General features: G+C 62.6%; 16 protein-coding genes and 2 tRNA genes. 10 read left to right on the top strand and 8 right to left on the bottom strand.

Annotated elements, in window-relative coordinates; all coding sequences use genetic code 11:
• Positions 1–48: 48 nt before the first annotated feature.
• Genes BLR77_RS03785 through rarD form a run of 3 tightly spaced genes read left to right on the top strand, consistent with a single transcriptional unit; the run spans position 49 to position 2,777 of the window.
• A complete protein-coding gene (locus BLR77_RS03785) occupies positions 49–939 on the top strand; it encodes a flagellar motor protein MotB (RefSeq protein ID WP_074675533.1) in 891 nt (296 codons plus the stop codon).
• A gap of 60 nt (positions 940–999) precedes the next feature.
• Entirely contained in the window at positions 1,000–1,872 is an 873-nt protein-coding gene (locus BLR77_RS03780; RefSeq protein WP_074675532.1) for a carboxylate/amino acid/amine transporter, read from the top strand.
• Complete coding sequence (rarD, locus tag BLR77_RS03775; protein ID WP_074675531.1) at positions 1,872–2,777, top strand: EamA family transporter RarD; 906 nt, start codon at positions 1,872–1,874, stop codon at positions 2,775–2,777. The genes BLR77_RS03780 and rarD overlap by 1 nt, the downstream gene beginning before the upstream one ends.
• Here the strand turns inward: rarD and BLR77_RS03770 are convergent.
• Positions 2,764–3,342 carry a dihydrofolate reductase family protein gene (locus BLR77_RS03770; RefSeq protein WP_074675530.1) on the bottom strand — a complete coding sequence of 193 codons (579 nt, stop codon included), beginning with the start codon at positions 3,340–3,342 and terminating at the stop codon, positions 2,764–2,766. The genes rarD and BLR77_RS03770 overlap by 14 nt on opposite strands.
• A 100-nt stretch (positions 3,343–3,442) precedes the next feature.
• Positions 3,443–3,847 carry an anti-virulence regulator CigR family protein gene (locus BLR77_RS03765; protein WP_074675529.1) on the bottom strand — a complete coding sequence of 135 codons (405 nt, stop codon included), beginning with the start codon at positions 3,845–3,847 and terminating at the stop codon, positions 3,443–3,445.
• A gap of 200 nt (positions 3,848–4,047) precedes the next feature.
• On the opposite strand from BLR77_RS03765, the gene BLR77_RS03760 reads away from it, so the two are divergent.
• Positions 4,048–5,373, top strand: coding sequence for a DEAD/DEAH box helicase (locus tag BLR77_RS03760; protein ID WP_074675528.1), 1,326 nt, complete (start codon positions 4,048–4,050; stop codon positions 5,371–5,373).
• 178 nt (positions 5,374–5,551) lie between these two features.
• Here BLR77_RS03760 and BLR77_RS03755 read toward each other — a convergent pair whose 3' ends face one another.
• Complete coding sequence (locus BLR77_RS03755; RefSeq protein ID WP_074675527.1) at positions 5,552–7,387, bottom strand: ABC transporter ATP-binding protein; 1,836 nt, start codon at positions 7,385–7,387, stop codon at positions 5,552–5,554.
• 46 nt (positions 7,388–7,433) lie between these two features.
• Complete coding sequence (locus BLR77_RS03750) at positions 7,434–8,498, bottom strand: metal-dependent hydrolase (protein WP_074675526.1); 1,065 nt, start codon at positions 8,496–8,498, stop codon at positions 7,434–7,436.
• Positions 8,499–8,629: 131 nt separating this feature from the next.
• Here BLR77_RS03750 and arfB point away from each other — a divergent pair, with 131 nt between their 5' ends.
• On the top strand, positions 8,630–9,043 hold the full coding sequence (gene arfB / locus BLR77_RS03745; RefSeq protein WP_074676758.1) for an alternative ribosome rescue aminoacyl-tRNA hydrolase ArfB: 414 nt from the start codon (positions 8,630–8,632) through the stop codon (positions 9,041–9,043).
• A gap of 70 nt (positions 9,044–9,113) precedes the next feature.
• On the opposite strand, the gene BLR77_RS03740 is transcribed toward arfB, so the two are convergent.
• Positions 9,114–9,578, bottom strand: a complete 465-nt coding sequence (locus BLR77_RS03740) for a methylglyoxal synthase (protein ID WP_074675525.1) — start codon at positions 9,576–9,578, stop codon at positions 9,114–9,116.
• A gap of 12 nt (positions 9,579–9,590) precedes the next feature.
• On the bottom strand, positions 9,591–10,592 hold the full coding sequence (gene gap / locus BLR77_RS03735) for a type I glyceraldehyde-3-phosphate dehydrogenase (protein ID WP_074675524.1): 1,002 nt from the start codon (positions 10,590–10,592) through the stop codon (positions 9,591–9,593).
• A gap of 129 nt (positions 10,593–10,721) precedes the next feature.
• Between gap and edd the strand changes: the two genes are divergently transcribed.
• The gene (gene edd / locus BLR77_RS03730) at positions 10,722–12,545 is read left to right on the top strand and encodes a phosphogluconate dehydratase (RefSeq protein WP_074675523.1); all 1,824 of its coding nucleotides are present in this window, start codon (positions 10,722–10,724) and stop codon (positions 12,543–12,545) included.
• Positions 12,546–12,744: 199 nt separating this feature from the next.
• Here edd and rdgC read toward each other — a convergent pair whose 3' ends face one another.
• Positions 12,745–13,665, bottom strand: a complete 921-nt coding sequence (rdgC, locus tag BLR77_RS03725; RefSeq protein ID WP_074675522.1) for a recombination-associated protein RdgC — start codon at positions 13,663–13,665, stop codon at positions 12,745–12,747.
• A 303-nt stretch (positions 13,666–13,968) separates the two neighbouring features.
• On the opposite strand from rdgC, the gene BLR77_RS03720 reads away from it, so the two are divergent.
• The 4 genes from BLR77_RS03720 to BLR77_RS03705 all read left to right on the top strand — a co-directional run bounded on the left by BLR77_RS03720 (position 13,969) and on the right by BLR77_RS03705 (position 15,818).
• Positions 13,969–14,044, top strand: a tRNA-Val gene (locus BLR77_RS03720).
• A 15-nt stretch (positions 14,045–14,059) separates the two neighbouring features.
• Positions 14,060–14,136: transfer RNA gene (locus BLR77_RS03715), tRNA-Asp, on the top strand.
• Positions 14,137–14,323: 187 nt separating this feature from the next.
• Positions 14,324–15,040, top strand: a complete 717-nt coding sequence (locus BLR77_RS03710) for a BamJ family beta-barrel-assembly machinery protein (RefSeq protein ID WP_074675521.1) — start codon at positions 14,324–14,326, stop codon at positions 15,038–15,040.
• Positions 15,041–15,374: 334 nt separating this feature from the next.
• Complete coding sequence (locus BLR77_RS03705; RefSeq protein ID WP_074675520.1) at positions 15,375–15,818, top strand: YkvA family protein; 444 nt, start codon at positions 15,375–15,377, stop codon at positions 15,816–15,818.
• Here the strand turns inward: BLR77_RS03705 and BLR77_RS03700 are convergent.
• The gene (locus BLR77_RS03700; RefSeq protein WP_238380534.1) at positions 15,769–16,521 is read right to left on the bottom strand and encodes a substrate-binding periplasmic protein; all 753 of its coding nucleotides are present in this window, start codon (positions 16,519–16,521) and stop codon (positions 15,769–15,771) included. The genes BLR77_RS03705 and BLR77_RS03700 overlap by 50 nt on opposite strands.
• Between the last annotated feature and the right edge of the window lie 165 nt (positions 16,522–16,686).

The following is a 16,686-nucleotide window of genomic DNA, read 5'->3' as shown; positions in this document are numbered from 1 at the left end:
AGTATTGCCAACGCAGGTAGTTTTTCAACTGCCTGCTAGGAGAGCGTCATGGAGTTACCTGAGGAGGAAACCCGGGCGATGCCGGCCTGGGTCATGACCTTTGCCGACCTGATGTCGCTGCTGATGTGCTTCTTCGTGCTGCTGCTGTCGTTTTCCGAGATCGATGCGCAGCGTTTCAAGCAGATCGCCGGCGAGCTGGCCAAGGCCTTCGGTGTGCAGCGCGAGGTGCCGGCGTTGGAGGTACCGCTGGGCACCAGCCCGGTGTTCGACAAGTTCTCCCCTGGCAAACCGGAACCCACCGAGGTGCAGGAGATTCGCCAGCAGACCACTACCCAGGACCCGCATCTCGATACCTTGCGCGGCGATGCCGAGGCCGAGCTGCTGGCGCGTGCCGAGGAGCAGGTCGATCAGCAGGTGCGTGAGAACGTCGCCGCTTTGCAGCAATTGCTGCAGAGCGAACTGAGCGAGGGGCGCCTGCAACTGCTCGAAGAGCGGCGTCGGATCATCATGCGGGTCGAGGAACGAGGCTCCTTCGCTTCCGGCTCGGCTGAGCTGACAGCAGCTTTCGAGGACATGCTGCTGGGCATGAGCGAACTGCTGGCGGAAATGCCAGGCACGCTGACCATCGAGGGGCACACCGATGACGTGCCGATCAGCACTGCGCGCTTTCGCTCCAACTGGGACCTTTCCGCCGCGCGTGCTTCGGCGGTGGCCAATGCGCTGCTGTTCAATCCCGCGCTCGATCCGCAGCGCCTGGCGGTCAAGGGCTTCGCCGATACCCGGCCGCGCGTGGCCAACGATTCACCTCAGCAGCGAGCATTGAACCGGCGCGTGGAGATCATCATCGACCAGAGTGCCAGTGATGAGGATCAGGCCGAGCAACTGCGCAGCCTGATGGGCGATCAGTTGCAACATGAGGTTGAGACGCAGCGACACTGATCTGGTCGTTGTCGCTTGGCTGGGCTATGGTGCCGGCCCCAGTTCAACCCGGAGCTTGCGATGCGTTACCTGCTGATCGTTACCCTGCTGTGGGCTTTTTCCTTCAGCCTGATCGGCGAGTACCTGGCCGGCCGGGTCGACAGCTATTTTGCGGTGCTGACGCGCATCGTCATTGCCGGCTTGCTGTTCGTGCCGCTGACCCGCTGGCGCGGTCATGCTCCGGCGTTCGTGCGCGGCATGCTGCTGATCGGCGCCCTGCAGTTCGGCATCACCTACGTGTGCCTGTACCTGAGCTTCTCGGTGCTGACGGTACCGGAGGTGCTGCTGTTCACCATTCTTACGCCGCTGCACGTGACGCTGATCGAGGATGCCTTCAACCGCAGATTCAACCCCTGGGCGCTGATTGCCGCCCTGGTGGCGGTGTTGGGCGCCGGGATCATCCGCTATGACGGTATCAGCAGCGGCTTTTTGCTCGGCTTCCTGCTGTTGCAGGTGGCCAACTTCACCTTCGCCGCCGGGCAGGTGCTGTACAAGCATTTGCTGCTCAAACACCCGTCGGCCGAGCCGCAATACAAGCGTTTCGGCTTCTTCTACCTGGGGGCGCTGCTGATTGCGCTGCCGGCCTTCCTGTTGCTGGGCAATAGCGAGCGTCTGCCGAGTACGGCGCTGCAGTGGGGCGTGCTGGTGTGGCTCGGTGTGGTGGCGTCCGGGTTGGGGCTGTACTGGTGGAACAAAGGCGCCAGCCTGGTCGACGGCGGCACTTTGGCGGTGATGAACAATGCGCTGGTGCCTGCCGGCTTGCTGGTCAATCTGCTGATCTGGAATCACGACGCTGATCTGTTGCGTCTGGCTCTGGGCGGTGCAGTGATCGCCGCTTCGCTGCCTCTGGTCCGCCTGGGGCGCACACCCCGTACACGTGCCGAGGTGCACTGATGCAACTGTCAGGACGGGGTGTGGCGCTGTCGGTCGGCGCCTCGGTGTTGTTCGCTGTGCTGCCTGGCTACGTGCAGTGGCTGACGCCGCTCGACGGCGTGCAGATATTCGCTCATCGCGTGCTCTGGTCGATTCCCCTGGTCTTGCTGCTGGTGCTGCTGGCACGGCAGACCACCTTGCTGCGCGAGACCTTCGCGCGTCTGCGCCGTGAGCCGCTGTTGTTGGCCGCCTGTCCGCTGGCGGCGGCGCTGATCGGAGTGCAGTGGGGCCTGTTTCTCTGGGCGCCGTTGGCCGGGCGCATGCTGGAAGTGTCGATGGGCTACTTCCTCCTGCCACTCGCGCTGGTGCTGACCGGGCGATTGTTCTATGGCGAGCGCCTGCGTCCACTGCAGCGATTGGCGGTGACCTGTGCCGTACTTGGTGTGCTGCACGAACTGTGGCGTACCCAGGCCTTCTCCTGGCTGACGCTGGTGACCGCACTGGGCTATCCACCCTATATGATGCTGCGCCGCTGGATGCGCCTGGATGCGTTGTCCGGTTTCGTGGTGGAGATGCTGGTGCTGGCGCCGTTGGCGATCTGGTTGATCATCGCGTACGGACCGCTGGGTGCGTTCACCGATCGTCCATTGCTATGGCTGCTGGTGCCGCTGATGGCCTTGATCGGCACTCTGGCATTCGCCGCGTACATGGCTTCTAGCCGGCTACTGCCGTTGGGGCTGTTCGGCATTCTCAGTTATGTCGAGCCGGTGCTGTTGTTCGCCGTGGCGCTGCTGGTGCTGGGCGAGCGCTTCGATGTCGGGCAATGGCTGACCTATCTGCCGATCTGGGGAGCAGTGCTGCTGGTCGGTTGGGACAGCGCAAGGCTGCTGCGCAAGCAGCAGCGCGAGAGCGTCAGGCCGCGCTGATGCGCGTGGTGGGGATTTGCATGACCGCACTGGCCTGCTTCTGCACCTGATAGTGCACCTGCAGGGTGCCGCTGTTGAAGCGCCGCTGCTCGCTGAGTGTCAGGCTACGCTCCATGCCGGTGGCCAGCAGTGGAACTCCGGCACCAAGCAGGTGTGGCACCAGATTGATCACCACTTCGTCGATCAGCCCGGCGGTGTAGCAATTGCCGGCGAGCAGGCTGCCGCCGACCAGCCAGATGCGCTGGAAGCCCGCTTCATTCAAGGCCGCGACGGCTTGGGCTGGGGTGCAATGCGTCAGCTGAATTTCGTCCGCCGCACGCGGCAGGGCGAGGCGTGTCAGCACCACGCAGGGCTTGCCGGGGTAGGGCCATGGGCCGCCACGCTGGAGCAGCGCTTCGTAGGTGACCCGGCCCATCAGCAGGGCATCGATGCCGGAGTAGAAGTACTGGAAGTTGTACTCCTCGTCAGCCTGGCGCAACGAATCAAACCAGTCGAGGCGGCCGTCGGGGCGAGCGATGTAGCCATCGAGACTGGAGGTGACGTGGTAGATCAGTGACGGGTTCATCATTGCACCTGCGGACGGGCCATCTGAAAATTGGAGTGGCGCCGCCGAGACAAGTTCGTCGTGCGCCGTACCGCTTGTCGGAAGGCCGCGCGATAGCCCCTCAGTCCAGAACGTTGCGCAGGATTTCGTAGACGATCCCCGTCGCGATGGCGACCAGTACCACGTCACGGCCGATCTGCTTCCATTCATAGCCCTCGTAATTGGGCAGGCGCGAGATCAGGCGGCTGTCGAAGTTCTTGGCGATACCCGGTGGCAACGGCTTGCCGCGAGCCAGGTTCTTGGCGATGCCCGGTGGCAGGGAGGAGGTCGGGCCGATCAACTGGCGATTCTCGCCGAGGATGATGCGTACCTTTCCAATATCCACGGTCGGGCCGCGCAGATCGATCTGGACGCCATCATGCGGGCCCGGCTTGCCTTTGCCTGGGGGCGGGTTGGCAAGCACTGGTGATGCGGCCAACAGCACGCACAGGCCAATGCTGAGGGTCGTTTGGGTCTTGATAAGCATGGCGCAGTATTCCTTGAGTGTGATGCCAATTGGATATCCCGCGAGCCGTCTCGGTTCCCCTTGGCCCGTGCTGGATAGCGCCCTTCTGGCACACGTCCATCGTCGCCTGAGCGCGACTTTCGTGCAAAGAAACTCGGCCCCGACGGCGGAAACCGTTAGGCTATGCACCGTTTTGTCGATTTTCTTGAGGTAGTGCCCCCGTGTTTGCCCAATTCGCCCTGCATGAACGCCTGCTGAAAGCCGTGGCCGAGCTTAATTTCGTCGAGCCGACTCCGGTGCAGGCGGCAGCGATTCCGCCTGCGCTGGAAGGCAAGGACCTGCGGGTGATCGCCCAGACCGGCAGCGGCAAGACCGCTGCTTTCGTCCTGCCGTTGCTCAATCGCCTGCTCGGCGATGGCAACTCGCAGCAGCGTCTGAGCATTCGCGCGCTGATCCTGCTACCGACCCGCGAGCTGGCGCAGCAGACGCTCAAGGAAGTCGAGCGCTTCGCCCAGTTCACCTACCTCAAGGCCGGCCTGGTGACCGGTGGTGAGGACTTCAAGGTGCAAGCTGCGATGATGCGCAAGATCGATATTCTGATCGGCACACCGGGCCGACTGATCGAGCACGCCAACGCCGGCAATCTGCCTCTGAACGAAGTCGAAGTGCTGGTGTTCGACGAGGCCGACCGCATGCTCGACATGGGTTTCGCCGAAGACGCCCAGCGTCTGGCCGAAGCCTGCGGCCCGCATCAGACCCTGCTGTTCTCCGCTACCACTGGCGGCAACGGCCTGCGCGAGATGGTCGCCAAGGTGCTCAAGGACCCGCAGCACCTGATGCTCAACAGCGTCAGCCAGCTCAACGAAGGTACCCGCCAGCAGATCATCACGGCCGACCATAACTACCACAAGGAACAACTGGTCGACTGGTTGCTGACCAACGAGGCCTACGACAAGGCCATCGTCTTCACCAATACCCGCGTGCAGGCCGACCGTCTCTACGGCAAGCTGGTGACCGCCGGGGTCAAGGCTTTCGTGCTGCATGGCGAGAAAGACCAGAAGGATCGCAAGCTGGCCATCGACCGCCTGCGCCAGGGCGCGGTCAAGGTGCTGGTGGCCACTGACGTGGCGGCGCGCGGCCTGGACGTCGAGGGCCTGGACCTGGTGATCAACTTCGATATGCCGCGCTCCGGTGACGAGTACGTGCACCGCATCGGTCGTACCGGCCGTGCCGGTGGCGAAGGTCTGGCGGTATCGCTGATCTGCCATACCGACTGGAACCTGATGTCGAGCATCGAGCGCTACCTCAAGCAGCGTTTCGAACGTCGCACCATCAAGGAGCTGAAAGGCGTTTACCAGGGGCCGAAGAATCTCAAGGCATCCGGCAAGGCCGCTGGCAGCAAGAAGAAAAAGACCGAGAAGAAAGACCCGAAGAAAGCCACCGCCTCCAAGCGCAAGACTGGCCCGCGCCCGGCTGGCAAGCCTTCTGTGCTGGTCAGCGCCGATGGCAGCGCGCCGCTCAAGCGCAAGAAGCCGGCTGCGGAGTAAGGGTGTAGGGTGGACGACGCCTCATCCGTCCACCGCTCTGCGATCGCAATGGTGGATGAAAAGAGCGTCGGCTACGCGCCCCGATCCACCCTGCGCGCTGCGGAGTAAGCCGGCAGGGGGCGCAGCATTGTGGGAGGTGCTTTAGCGGCGAGTCGCGGCTGAAGCCCCTCCCACGCACTCATTCAACCCCAACGAAACCACCTGTCTGATGCTGCCACAGGCGTGCATACAGGCCGCCACGGGCGATCAGCTCGGCGTGGGTGCCGGTTTCGATGACCTGCCCCTGGTCGATGACCACCAGGCGATCCATCCGTGCGATGGTCGACAGGCGGTGGGCGATGGCGATCACCGTCTTGCCTTCCATCAGGCTGTCCAGGCTTTCCTGAATGGCCGCTTCCACTTCCGAATCCAGCGCCGAGGTGGCTTCGTCCAGCACCAGGATCGGTGCGTCCTTGAGCAGCACGCGGGCGATGGCGATGCGTTGGCGCTGGCCTCCGGACAGTTTCACACCGCGCTCGCCCACCTGAGCATCCATACCGCGTCCGCCCTGGCTGTCATCGAGGGTGGGGATGAAGGCATCGGCGCGCGCCTTGCGCACCGCTTCCCAGAGCTCGTCGTCGCTGGCGCCGGGTTTGCCGTAGCGCAGGTTGTCGCGGATCGAACGGTGCAGCAGGGAGGTGTCCTGGGTCACTACGCCGATGTTGGCGCGCAGGCTTTCCTGCGTCACCGTGGCGATGTCCTGGCCGTCGATCAGGATGCGTCCGCTTTCCAGGTCGTACAGGCGCAGCAGCAGGTTGACCAGGGTCGACTTGCCGGCGCCGGATGGGCCGACCAGGCCGATTTTCTCGCCGGGTGCGATGGCAATGTCCAGACCGTCGATCACACCGCCCTTCTTGCCGTAGTGGAAGTGGACATCCTCGAAACGCACGCCGCCCTGCTGCACCTGAATCGCTTTGGAATCATCGTGGTCGAGCACCTGGCGTGGCTGAACGATGCTCTGCATGCCGTCCTGCACGGTGCCGACGTTCTCGAAGATGCCGTTGACCACCCACATGATCCATTCGGCCATGTTGTTGATGCGGATCACCAGGCCAAGCGCCAGCGCGATGGCGCCGGTGGTGATCAGCGACTGGCTCCACAGCCACAGGGCCAGAGCGCCGGTACCGACGATCAGCACGCCGTTCAGGCAAGTGATCAGGAAGTCCAGCGCGGTGATGGTGCGCGACTGCAGGCGGAACTTGTCGAGCAGGTCCTGCATGGCTTCGCGGGCGTAGCTTTCCTCTTCCTGCGAGTGAGCGAACAGCTTGAGCGTGGCGATGTTGCTGTAACCATCGACCACGCGCCCCATGACCTTGGAGCGCGCCGAGGAAGCGGCGGCCGAGCGTGCCTTGATGCGCGGCACGAAGTACCAGAGCGCAGCGCTGTAACCGACTATCCACAACGACAGCGGCACCACCAGGCGCAGATCGGCGGCGGCGAACAGGTACAGTGCGCTGCCGGCGTAGACCACCACATGCCACAACGCATCGATCACCTGCATGGCCGAGTCGCGCAGCGAGGGGCCGGTCTGCATCACGCGCTGGGCGATGCGGCCGGCGAAGTCGTTCTGGAAGAAGCTCAGGCTCTGCTTGAGCACGTAGCGATGGTTCTGCCAGCGGATCAGGTTGGTCAGGCCCGGGTTGACCGCCTGATGCGTGAGCAGGTTGTGCAGGCCGAACACCACGGGGCGGATGACCAGCGCCACCAGCAGCATCCACAGCAGTTCGTTCTGGTGTTCGCTGAAGAAGCTGCTGGCATCCGTGCTGGCCTGGGCCATGTCGATCAACTGGCCGAGGAAACTGAACAGCGCGACCTCGATCAGGGCGGCGAAGAAGCCGATGATCAGCACTGCCAGCATCAGCGGCCACACCTGTTTCAGGTAGTGGCCGTAGAAGCGAAGCATGCCGGTGGGCGGGGCGACGTCGGGGCTTGGTTTGAAGACGTCGATCAGGGATTCGAAGCGGCGAAACAGCATTGCAGGCGTCCTGCCTCAATAGGAATGGACGCCGATAGTAACGCCGTTAGTGCGAGCGAGTCTCAGTTAAAAGCGGTTTTTGCAACTCGCCGGCCCAGGCCAGCAGTGGAACCTTCAGTTCGGGTTGCCAGATGCGCTTGAACAGCAGGGCCAGGTGTTCGGCCTCGCCACGCTCGAAGGGCAGGCGATCGATGTGCTTGTGCACCTGCCATTGGCCGTCCTGCAGGCGGGCGAAGTCGAAGCGGAAGGGATGAAAGCCGGTCATGCCCAGGCGCAGATCGGTGACGATCAAATGCTCGCCGACCTGGTCGTAGCGCAGCACGCCGCCGGTGAACCACTCCAGCCGTTGGTGCATGGGGGAGTCCGTCAGGTGTTCGCGCAGGTGCGTGCCGCGCGGCAGACGTTGCAGTTGCGGCGGCTCGGCGTCGAACCAGCCGACAAGGGCTTCGTGATAGTCCTCGCCATCGAGCACGATGACGCGCCACAGCAAGGTGTTGAGTGGCGTCGGCGTGGTGAACAGCTGTTCGGCCTGGATGCCCTGGCGCGCCAGCTCGTGCTCCACGCGCTGTTCGGCCATGAATTTGCCGGCCAGGCTGAAACCGATGTACAGCGTCGATACGGCGAGCGCCACGGCCGGCACGCGCCAACTCTGCTCGCGCAGCCCGGTGAACAGGCTGATCACCACCGCAGCGATCAGCGGCACGGTATACATCGGGTCGATGATGAACAGGCTCGACCAGGCCGTGGGTGTCGGCATCAGCGGCCAGAACAGCTGGGTACCGTAGCTGGTGAAGGCGTCCAGCAAGGGATGGGTGATCAGCACCAGCCACAGCGTCAGCAGCAGGCGATTGGCCGAGTAACCGGGGTGAGGGCGAAAGCGCCTGGCCAGCCAGGTCAGCAGCAGGGCGAAGCCGCTGAGGACGAACAGCGAATGGCTGAAGCCGCGGTGGTAGGTCATGTTGGCCACGGCATCGCCATATTCCATGACCACGTCCAGATCGGGAACGGTAGCGAGCATCGCGCCGTAGAGCAGAGCTTTACGGCCCTGCCAGCGACCGAGCAACGCGCCCTGGATGCTGGCGCCGAGTACCGCCTGGGTTATGGAGTCCATCGCGTGCTTCCGGAAAAAGACAGGCCGCTACGTTAGCCGAGGCGCCGAGCGAATGCCGTGGAGAAATTTCAAGCAAAGATTACAGCTGTGACGGGTATCCTGATGGCCATGACCTTCAAGAAATCATGGCCATGCTGATCGTCTCCAACAGTGTTCACCTTCCTGATGAAGAAATCGAACTGACCGCCATCCGTGCCCAGGGCGCTGGCGGGCAGAACGTCAACAAGGTGTCCAGCGCGGTGCATCTGCGCTTCGACAGCCAGGCTTCGTCGCTGCCGCCGTTCTACAAGGAGCGCCTGCTGACGCTTGCCGACAGCCGCATCACCGCTGACGGCGTGGTGATCATCAAGGCGCAGCAGTATCGCACTCAGGAGCAGAATCGCGCCGACGCCCTCGAGCGTCTTGCCGAGTTGATCCGCAGCGCCGGCAAGGTGGAAAAGAAGCGCCGCCCGACCAAACCGACTCTCGGCTCGAAGAAGCGCCGCCTGGACGGCAAGAGCAAGCGCGGGGCGATCAAGGCGGGGCGGGGCAAGGTGGATTTCTAGGTCCTGTCAGCGCCGAGGATAATGGCGGCTACGCGCAGGGCCGCGCGGGGCCGCCCAGGCTGTGCGCACCCTAGCCGCGTGCCGCCAGATAGGCCTGATAGTCGGGAATACGGTATTCATGCTGCTGCCCCAGCAGGGGGCTGCTGAGCATGTAGTCGGCGCTGCTCTCGTTGCACGCCACCGGAATGTTCCACACTGCAGCCACGCGCAGCAGGGCCTTGATATCCGGGTCGTGTGGCTGTGGCTCGAAGGGGTCCCAGAAGAACACCAGCATGTCCACGCGTTGCTCGGCGATGCGTGCGCCGATCTGCTGGTCGCCGCCCAGCGGGCCGCTGATCATGCTCTCCACCGGCAGATCCAGGTGTTTGCTCAAAAGCAGGCCGGTGGTGCCAGTGGCCACTAACTGGTGGTTGGCCAGCCGCTCGCGCTGGCGTTCGCACCAGTCCAGCAAGAAGCCTTTGCAATGATCGTGCGCCACCAGAGCGATACGTTTGCGCGCCGGCAACTGGGCGCGGGTAAAGCTGATACGGCTCATCGAGCCTCCTCGTTAGTGCAGGCGGGCCAGGACCAGGCAGTTGTCCAGCATGCGGTTGGAGAAACCCCACTCGTTGTCATACCAGGCCATTACCTTGAGCAGCTTGCCGCTGACCTTGGTGTGGTTGGCGTCGAAGATCGATGACAGCGGGTTGTGGTTGAAGTCGCAGGACACCAGCGGCAGCGCGTTGTAACCCAGCACCGAGGACTGTTTGCTGGCAGCTTCGAGCAGTGCGTTGACTTCCTCGGCACTGGCCTCGCGCTTGACTTGCAGGGTCAGGTCGACCAGCGACACGTTGATCACCGGCACCCGCACGGCCATGCCGGTGAGCTTGCCGGCCAGCTCGGGCAGCACCAGGCCGACCGCTTCGGCGGCGCCGGTCTTGGTCGGGATCATCGACTGGGTTGCCGAACGCGCACGGTACAGGTCGCTGTGGTAGACGTCGGAAAGGTTCTGGTCGTTGGTGTAGGCGTGAATGGTGGTCATCAACCCCTGTTCGATGCCCAGTTCGCGGTGCAGCACCTGCGCCACCGGTGCCAGGCAGTTGGTGGTGCAGGAGGCGTTGGAAATGATCTGCATGTCAGGCGTCAGCACCTGTTCGTTGACGCCATACACCACGGTGGCGTCGGCACCCTTGGCGGGTGCTGATATCAGTACCTTGCGCGCGCCGGCTGCGAGATGCGCGGCGGCCTTGTCGCGCTCGGTGAACAGCCCGGTGCATTCCAGCACCACATCGACCTGATGGGTCTTCCAGGGCAGTTCGGCCGGATTGCGAATGGCGCTGACGGCGATGCGATCACCCTTGATCCACAGGCTTTCGCCGTCCACTTTTACGTCCTCGGGGAAATGGCCGTGGACGCTGTCATATTGCAGCAGGTGGGCATTGATGGCGCTGTCGCCCAGGTCGTTGATCGCCACGACCTGCAGGTGCTGACGATAATTCTGGGTATAGAGTGCGCGTAGCACGTTGCGGCCGATACGGCCGAAGCCATTGATGGCGATTCGTAGTGTCATGGTGAGGTCCTCGTAATTTGTTATTAGAATTACAAGATTATTCCCATGGCTCTGGAAATCAAGCCCGCTGGGTGGCAATATTTTGTTGTAAATACAAACAGACGCTAGAAGCTAGCCTGGAGATTCCCCATGCATCCCCGCGTTGTTGAAGTTACCGAACGTCTTGTCGAGCGCAGTCGCGCCACGCGCCAGCGCTACCTTGAGATGATCCGTGCGGCCGCCAGTGAAGGGCCGCAACGTGGCAAGCTGCAGTGCGCCAACTTCGCTCACGGCGTAGCGGGCTGCAGCGGTGACGACAAGCAGACCCTGCGTCTGATGGATGCGGCCAACGTCGCCATCGTATCTGCCTATAACGACATGCTGTCGGCGCACCAGCCCTACGAAACCTTTCCCGCGCAGATCAAACAGGCTCTGCGCGACCTCGGCTCGGTGGGCCAGTTCGCCGGTGGTGTGCCGGCCATGTGCGATGGCGTCACTCAGGGCGAGCCCGGCATGGAACTGGGCATTGCCAGTCGTGAGGTGATCGCCATGTCCACCGCTGTGGCGCTGTCGCACAATATGTTCGATGCCGCGCTGTATCTGGGCGTGTGCGACAAGATCGTGCCGGGTCTGGTGATGGGGGCACTGCGTTTCGGGCATCTGCCGTCCATGTTCGTGCCGGCAGGGCCGATGACCTCGGGGCTGTCCAACAAGGAGAAGGCCGATGTGCGCCAACGTTACGCCGAGGGCAAGGCGACCCGCGACGAGCTGCTGGCTGCGGAAATGGCCGCTTACCACGGGCCGGGCACCTGTACCTTCTATGGCACCGCCAATACCAATCAGCTGCTGATGGAGGTGATGGGCCTGCATCTGCCTGGCGCATCCTTCATCAACCCGGGTACGCCGCTGCGTGATGCGCTGACCCGTGAAGCCGCGCAGCAGGTGACGCGGCTGACCAAGCAGAGTGGCCAGTTCATGCCCATTGGCGAGATCGTCGATGAGCGCTGCCTGGTCAATTCCATCGTTGCCCTGCATGCCACTGGTGGATCCACCAACCACACCCTGCACATGCCGGCCATTGCCCGTGCCGCCGGCATTCTGCTGACCTGGCAGGACATGGCTGATCTGTCCGAGGTGGTGCCGACCCTGGCGCACGTCTATCCCAACGGCAAGGCCGATATCAATCACTTCCAGGCCGCTGGCGGTATGGCCTTGCTGATTCGTGAGCTGCTCGAGGCCGGGTTGCTGCATGAAGAGGTCAATACCGTGGCCGGGCGCGGTCTGTGGCGTTACACCCAAGAGCCCTTCCTGGAGGAGGGCAAGCTGGTCTGGCGCGATGGGCCGACCGAGAGCCTGGAAGAGAGCGTGCTGCGCCCGGTGGCGCGGCCGTTCTCGGCAGAAGGTGGTCTGCGCCTGATGCAGGGCAACCTGGGGCGTGGGGTGATGAAGGTTTCCGCTGTGGCGCCTGAACATCAGGTAGTGGAAGCGCCTGCGCTGGTGTTCGAAGATCAGCTGGAGTTGGTCGAAGCTTTCAAGGCTGGCAAGCTGGAGCGCGATTTCGTCGCCGTGGTGCGTTTCCAGGGGCCGCGCAGCAACGGTATGCCCGAGCTGCACAAGATGACGCCTTATCTGGGCGTGCTGCAGGATCGCGGTTTCAAGGTGGCGCTGGTGACCGATGGGCGCATGTCCGGTGCCTCAGGCAAGATCCCGGCGGCCATTCATGTTTGCCCGGAGGCTTTCGATGGTGGGCCATTGGCGCGGGTGCGCGATGGCGATCTGGTACGCCTCGATGGGCTGACGGGAGAATTGCTGCTGCAGGTCGACGAGGCCGAGTTCGCAGCGCGCGAGCCGGCGGCGCGGCCTGCTCCGGCAAGTGGTTGTGGGCGCGAGCTGTTCGCCTTCATGCGCCACAACTTCAGCTCGGCAGAGCAGGGCGCCAGCGCCTTTACCGAGAGTCTCGAGTCGCTGGTCTGAGGCTGGCGCCAGTAGCCCGGATGAAATCCGGGAATCGCTGGTGCAATGGCCCCGGATTGCATCCGGGCTACTCGTCAGGTGCCGACAAGGCCTGCAAAGCCGCTCTTCGTAGGGGCCCCGCCTCGGGGCGAAGCTTCATCTAAGCGTGCCCCGCCCTGATTCGCGGCGGGGCGCCGCTCCTACAGACCTGCGTCCTGCTTCAGATGCCCTGCGGAATCTCTTCGCCGCCGAGGGCGGTGAACAGCTCCGGCAGAAATTCCACCAGGGTCATCATCATCAGGATGAAGCTGGCGTCCTGCTGGGCCAGCGCATCGTCACCACCGTCCTGCTCGGCCTGCTCCTGCAGTACGTCTTCGAAGCGCAGGCGCTTGATGGTCAGCTTGTCATCGAGCATGAATGACAGCTTGTCCTGCCAGGCCAGCGACAGCTGGGTAACCTGCTTGCCGGTGGACAGGTGCAGCTGGATTTCTTCGCTGGTCAGGTCCTGGCGTTTGCAGCGCACCACGCCGCCGTCCTCGTGGGTATCGCGCAGCTCGCACTCATCGAGTACGAAGAAGCCTTCGGCAGCGCTCTGATTCTTCAGCCAGTCGGTGAGGGTGGCGGTGGGGGCGATCTTCACCGACAGCGGGCGTACCGGCAGCGAGCCAATGGCCTCACGCAGGGTGGAGAGCAGGTCTTCGGCTTTCTTGGCGCTGGCACTGTCGACCAGGATCAGGCCCTGCTTCGGCGCGATGGCGGCGAAGGTGCCGGATTTACGGATAAAGGCGCGTGGCAGGAAGGCCTGGACGATTTCGTCTTTGATCTGATCGCGCTCTTTCTTGTACACCTTGCGCATCTGGGTGTTTTCGATCTCGTCGACCTTCTCCTTCAGCGCGTCGCGCACCACCGAGCCCGGCAGGATGCGTTCTTCCTTGCGCGCGCCGATCAGCAGGAAATCACCGCTGACATGCACCAGTGGAGCATCGGCGCCTTTGCCGAAGGGGGCGGTGAAGCCGTAGGTGGTCAGCTCCTGGCTGGCGCACGAACGTGCCGGCTTGCTGGCCAGTGCGGTCTCCAGTGCTTCGGCGTCGAAAGGGATGTCCTGGGTGAGGCGGTAGACCAGCAGGTTACGAAACCACATGAGCGGGTGACTCTCCATTGATGATGAAGTCGCGGGTTGGCGCCATCCTTGGGCTTTCCCTTCCGGGAAAGCCGGCGCGCGGCGACGGATGAGGGTGGCGGGTTATCAACAGGGGCATGATGGTCCGCCGGCACAGAGCGCGCATTATTCTCCGCTGGCGTGCTCAGGCCAACCCTGACAACGAGCCACTGAGGAAATTCGCTGGCCTCGCCTAAGTTCTTGCTGCGGCGATAAATTTTTTTGCGAAGAGGGCTTGCCAAGGTCAGGATCGCTCTCTAGAATGCGCCCCACTTCGAGAGTGAAGGGTGATTAGCTCAGCCGGGAGAGCATCTGCCTTACAAGCAGAGGGTCGGCGGTTCGATCCCGTCATCACCCACCAATCTCGCAGTTACGCGCAGCGGTAGTTCAGTCGGTTAGAATACCGGCCTGTCACGCCGGGGGTCGCGGGTTCGAGTCCCGTCCGCTGCGCCATTCTTCTCCTCGCTTCATCCCCTCCTGTGACAACACCTCGGCATTCGCCGAAATCTTCGAAAAAATCCTTTGTTTGCTTGAACTTATGCGCATTGCTCGGCTCCTATGCCGTAGCCAGTGATTGCGGCGTACTGCTAAGCTCGCGCTTTCACACGACGGCCTTCGGGCGCATCTACAAGGAACAAGCATGAAACAGCATCGTTTGGCGGCAGCGGTTGCCCTGGTGGGCCTGGTGCTTGCCGGTTGCGATTCGCAAACCAGCGAAGTCGAACTCAAGAGCCCGGCGCAGAAAGCCTCCTACGGCATTGGCCTGAACATGGGCCGCAGCCTGTCCGAGGAAGGCATGGACGATCTGGATTCCAAGGCCGTCGCTCAGGGTATCGAGGACGCGCTGGCGAAGAAGGAGCCGCGCATCAAGGACGAAGACATGATCGAGGCCTTCTCCTTCCTGCAGAGCCGTGCTGAAGAGCGCATGACCGCGCTGAACAAGGAAGCCGCTGAAGCCGGCAAGAAATTCCTTGAAGAGAACGGCAAGCGCGAAGGCGTGGTCACCACCGCTTCTGGCCTGCAGTACGAAGTGATCAAGAAGGCCGACGGCGAACAGCCGAAGGAAAGCGACGTAGTGACCGTTCACTACGAAGGCAAACTGACTGACGGCAGCGTCTTCGACAGCTCCGTCGCTCGCGGCAGCCCCATCGATCTGCCGGTTGGCGGCGTGATCCCTGGTTGGGTCGAAGGCCTGCAGCTGATGCATGTCGGCGAGAAGTACAAGCTGTACATCCCCAGCGAGCTGGCTTACGGCGAGCAGAGCCCGTCCCCGGCCATTCCGGCCAACTCGGTACTGGTGTTCGATCTGGAACTGATCGGCATCAAGGATCAGGCAGCTGAGCCGACCGAGCAGTAACACTCGGTAGTCGTTTACAACGCCCCGTCTTGACGGGGCGTTGTCGTTTATGGGGCTGTAAACAAGGATGTGGAGATCAGGGTGTTACGCTTATGCACATCATGGGAAACATTCCTAACAAGTCTGTGCTACAACTGAGTTGTGCTCGTGTCAATCGGCAACCTGTTGATTTTCATGGATTTTATATGCTGTATAAAAAATATCCGATCTAAGCCCAGGCCCCATGCCACGGGGCTTTGATAAGCTTGTCGAAAGACTTTGCACAGATTTATCCACAGCTTCGGTGGATAAGCGAGGCAAGCCCTGATACTGCCTGGCTTGCCGAGGAGGCCGCATGAAAATTCCGTGGAAACTGACGCGTTACCTGCCGCTGGCTGCCCGCTTCCTGCGTGAAGGCCGGTTGCCGGAGTTGCTGCGCGCTCTGGGTGACAAGCGCACGCCGCAAGGGCAGCGTTTCGTTGCATTAAAGGAGGACCTGCAGCTGCTGCGCGCACTCAGCCTGGCCTGGTTCAAGGGCGAGTACCGGCAGATCAGCAGTCAGGCCCTGTTGATGGTGGTGGCTGCGCTGCTTTACTTCATCACCCCGTTCGATGCCATTCCCGACTGGCTGGTGGGTGTCGGTTTCGTCGATGACCTGGCCGTGCTGGCCTGGGTGATGCGTACCTGGCATGGCGAGCTCGAAGCCTTCAGGGCCTGGCGCGACAAACAAAGCCCGGAGCGTTTGGCGCTCATCGAGCACCTGCCGACAGCGGAGCGGGTCGATCCGTTGCACTCCTGACGGCTTCATCCAGCCATTGACCGATCATGCGTCGATCGCGCAGTTCCAGCAGTAGGGCGTCCAGTCGTTCTGCCGGGATGGGCAGGTGGCTGCTGTAGACGCAGTAGACCTGATAGCGCTGCACCACCCAGGGGCTGAAGCGCAGTTGCATCTGTGGATATTGAGCGAGCTTGTAGGTCAGGTTGCGCTGCATGTCGATCACCGCATCCAGGCGCTGCTTGTCGAGCATGTGCAGGCTGGTATCCAGATCGCGCACGTCCCGCCTGTCGACCTTGCCGGTGCTGAATGCGGCCATCAGTGGCTGGCTGTAGGTGTAGCCGAGGCTGGTGCCAAGCACCTTGCCGTAAAGACTGGCAAGGCTGGTCAGCTCTGGTTGGTCCGTGCGTTGCAGCAGGACGTCCTGTTCGTCATAAAGTGGCGGTGACCAGTGATACTGCTGCGGTTGGCTGACCCACTCGGGGTTGGTATTGCAGATCAGGTGCAGGCGACCCTGTTGCAGATAGGGTTCCAGCCGATTGTTGGGGGTTTCGAGAAACTCGACGGGAAGCCCGAAGCGTCTGCCGATTTCCTGACTGACTTGGTAGGCCAGCCCGTGCCGCACTTGCTGTTGCGTCAGGCCCACATAGGGCATGGTGTCGGCCGGGCCGTAGCCCCACATCAGGCTTTCGGCGCTACAGAAGTTGCTCAGTAACCCGAGCGACAATGCGCATGATCTTCTCAAGGCGACTCCCCACCGCAGGTTTACGGGGTCGTTTCCGCTCAGATGCGGCTGGGCCGCAGTGTGGGAACCGGGCTTGATACCACGGCAGTATAGATCACGCCCCAGGCGCCACACGCCTGTTAAGATGGCCGCGTTCAAGGAAGGGGT

The sequence above is a fragment of the Ectopseudomonas alcaliphila genome (assembly GCF_900101755.1).
Classification (GTDB): Bacteria; Pseudomonadota; Gammaproteobacteria; order Pseudomonadales; family Pseudomonadaceae; genus Aquipseudomonas; species Aquipseudomonas alcaliphila.
The sequence above is the reverse complement of the archived record's forward strand: the minus strand, read 5'-3'. Positions and strand labels throughout refer to the sequence as shown.

Excerpts from the sequence above, each read along its gene's own strand:
- rarD (WP_074675531.1), top strand. The coding sequence starts at position 1,872 with ATGCAACTGTCAGGACGGGGTGTGGCGCTGTCGGTCGGCGCCTCGGTG.
- rdgC (WP_074675522.1), bottom strand. The coding sequence starts at position 13,665 with ATGTGGTTTCGTAACCTGCTGGTCTACCGCCTCACCCAGGACATCCCT.
- BLR77_RS03705 (WP_074675520.1), top strand. The coding sequence starts at position 15,375 with ATGAAAATTCCGTGGAAACTGACGCGTTACCTGCCGCTGGCTGCCCGC.
- BLR77_RS03765 (WP_074675529.1), bottom strand. The coding sequence starts at position 3,847 with ATGCTTATCAAGACCCAAACGACCCTCAGCATTGGCCTGTGCGTGCTG.
- BLR77_RS03750 (WP_074675526.1), bottom strand. The coding sequence starts at position 8,498 with ATGGACTCCATAACCCAGGCGGTACTCGGCGCCAGCATCCAGGGCGCG.
- BLR77_RS03785 (WP_074675533.1), top strand. The coding sequence starts at position 49 with ATGGAGTTACCTGAGGAGGAAACCCGGGCGATGCCGGCCTGGGTCATG.
- edd (WP_074675523.1), top strand. The coding sequence starts at position 10,722 with ATGCATCCCCGCGTTGTTGAAGTTACCGAACGTCTTGTCGAGCGCAGT.
- BLR77_RS03740 (WP_074675525.1), bottom strand. The coding sequence starts at position 9,578 with ATGAGCCGTATCAGCTTTACCCGCGCCCAGTTGCCGGCGCGCAAACGT.
- BLR77_RS03780 (WP_074675532.1), top strand. The coding sequence starts at position 1,000 with ATGCGTTACCTGCTGATCGTTACCCTGCTGTGGGCTTTTTCCTTCAGC.
- BLR77_RS03770 (WP_074675530.1), bottom strand. The coding sequence starts at position 3,342 with ATGAACCCGTCACTGATCTACCACGTCACCTCCAGTCTCGATGGCTAC.
- gap (WP_074675524.1), bottom strand. The coding sequence starts at position 10,592 with ATGACACTACGAATCGCCATCAATGGCTTCGGCCGTATCGGCCGCAAC.
- arfB (WP_074676758.1), top strand. The coding sequence starts at position 8,630 with ATGCTGATCGTCTCCAACAGTGTTCACCTTCCTGATGAAGAAATCGAA.
- BLR77_RS03755 (WP_074675527.1), bottom strand. The coding sequence starts at position 7,387 with ATGCTGTTTCGCCGCTTCGAATCCCTGATCGACGTCTTCAAACCAAGC.
- BLR77_RS03710 (WP_074675521.1), top strand. The coding sequence starts at position 14,324 with ATGAAACAGCATCGTTTGGCGGCAGCGGTTGCCCTGGTGGGCCTGGTG.